This window comes from Maribacter sp., assembly GCF_049667165.1.
Classification (GTDB): domain Bacteria; phylum Bacteroidota; class Bacteroidia; order Flavobacteriales; family Flavobacteriaceae; genus Maribacter_A.
The window spans coordinates 1-2,014 of sequence record NZ_JBATHS010000315.1 but is presented as its reverse complement, the minus strand read 5'-3'; the positions used below and the strand labels follow the sequence as shown (position 1 = coordinate 2,014).

Genomic DNA, 2,014 nt, shown 5'->3' with positions numbered 1-2,014 from the left:
GAATTGTACCTCAGAACCGTATATTATAATACTGAACCAATTACAGAGCTTATTTTGACCCGTACCCAAGTGGACAGTATTATATCAAAATATATGGATAGATCGATGGATTTTTTGAAAAGTAGCTTGCAAAGTGCCCAAATTGGTTCGGATGGCATCCGGGAAGTTGTGTTGACAGGGGATTCAAAAATACTTCAAATAGTTCCGGCAGTGTTACAAAACCACCTTGATCCGCGAAAAACAAGGATCCATAACCTGAACCCAAGCGAAATGCTCACTAAAGGTGTCACTCTTTTAGCCAACGATGCCATTGAACGCGAAATAAATACCTCTTTGCTAATAGAAATGGATACATTGTCGGGAGAAGACGAAAAAAATGGATCTGCGGAAATAGAAATCGAGGGAAACCTCGATATGTCCCGAATGCGCTCCCTAATAAAGGGTATGCAAATTAACAGAATTGGTGATATGTAAAAAGTACTATTTTAAGTCCAAATTCCGGACTTTCACAATTTAGAACACTATGAGAGGAGAAGGTTTTAACAATGTATCCGCTGCAATGGCAATTCCCATGAACAAAGTGCAAGAAACTAGTCCAGAAAAGAAACCCCTATTCCCAAAAAACCCTACGGCCCAGTACGTTGCGGTACTCGCTGAGGAATTGAGGACTTCCGAAAAGGTCGTTAAAAACAGCATCCTTAAATCAAAGAAATGGACCAAGAGCTGCTATGAGTTGCTTTCCAAGATCATTCGGGAAGACCTCAACCAAAACTTGGCTCCACAAATGCGTATGGCCATGGGCACCTCGCTCTCGGCAAAGACCTTACAAAAAATCGTTTCCAACACTTATCGAGTTTCTTATCCCATCGATCCCAGAACAGTGAACACCCTGAACAAGCTAGTCCTCTTTTTGGGGTATAAAAACTGGGACGATTTTGTGCACCGGAAAGACACGGCCCGAACGGAAAAAAAAGAGGAAATAGATGTTGAGGAGGCGGTAATGGCCGTAGTTCAGGAAGCCGTCCGTCGAGAACATTTTACCTATTGCGGCCTACCAGAAGTTATGGAAGAACATCTACTGGAAAACTATATCAAGGATAGTCCCGCTTATAATAAGATTATGGATACCTTAGTGAACAAAGCTGCCAAAAATCAGGTAATCTCGAACAACTACAATCCTTCCACCTACGAAATTCTAGAAATAGAAGTCCGCAAAATCGAGAACAATTATGCCCAAGTGCACACAAAGGAATACTGGTTGCTCTGCTGGTGGTGTGCTTCATCAAAACGCTATGTAAAGCGCTACAAAGACATTTCGGACCATTTTTACATCCTTAAAAAGAAAAAAAACCGCTGGATGATCCGTACCAACGCCAGTAAATCGGATTTTATGGAGTTAGTTTGATGCGGTGCGAACTCAATATAAAACAAGAAATTCAAATCTAAAATCAAAACTTCTTGTTTGATTTTAGCCTATACCGCCTTTTGCCTGGAAATTGCCCCAACGCCCGATATTTTTGGTTTCGCCTCACTTTTCCCCTTCCTATTTCACCTATTTCCAATTTGATTCCCATTTGTTGCCAGCCACAGATACCAGGCTTTCCAAAGTGTTCCTATACATTTATAACCGAGTATTAAACGTAATTGGTAAATTAAAAACTAAACGGTATGGCAACGGGAACAGGAACAAACGACAATGGGTATTTGGATCAGGCGCAAATGGCGCTCGAAGAGATCCAGGCAGAACGCGACAGTGCAATCGAGATGATCGAATCACTGTTGTCCGAGGCCGAGGAAAGGATGAACCAACTGAGGGAATACGAAGAGGAAAGTGGCAATATTCTTTCCAACATACAGACCCAAGAAAACGAAATCGAGACAATTGTAAGTTCCGTTCAGGACAAGGAACAGGAAATCAATTCCTTATATGAACAAATCCAGGGGTATGAAGAGAGTGCTTCCACTTCCATGGATACCATCAATGAATATGAGCAAACCGCAAGTGCCTCTGTAG

Annotated in this window: 3 protein-coding genes; all 3 read left to right on the top strand. The window is 41.8% G+C overall.

Going from position 1 to position 2,014, the window contains the following annotated elements; all coding sequences use genetic code 11:
- A partial coding sequence (locus tag WBM98_RS14800; RefSeq protein WP_424366800.1) for an Hsp70 family protein occupies nt 1-474 on the top strand: 474 nt, incomplete at its 5' end.
- Nucleotides 475-523: 49 nt separating this feature from the next.
- Nucleotides 524-1,405 carry a hypothetical protein gene (locus WBM98_RS14795; RefSeq protein WP_424366799.1) on the top strand — a complete coding sequence of 294 codons (882 nt, stop codon included), beginning with the start codon at nt 524-526 and terminating at the stop codon, nt 1,403-1,405.
- A gap of 263 nt (nt 1,406-1,668) precedes the next feature.
- Nucleotides 1,669-2,014: hypothetical protein (locus WBM98_RS14790; RefSeq protein WP_424366798.1), on the top strand; the 346-nt coding region annotated here is incomplete at its 3' end.

Excerpts from the sequence above, each read along its gene's own strand:
- WBM98_RS14795 (WP_424366799.1), top strand. The coding sequence starts at position 524 with ATGAGAGGAGAAGGTTTTAACAATGTATCCGCTGCAATGGCAATTCCC.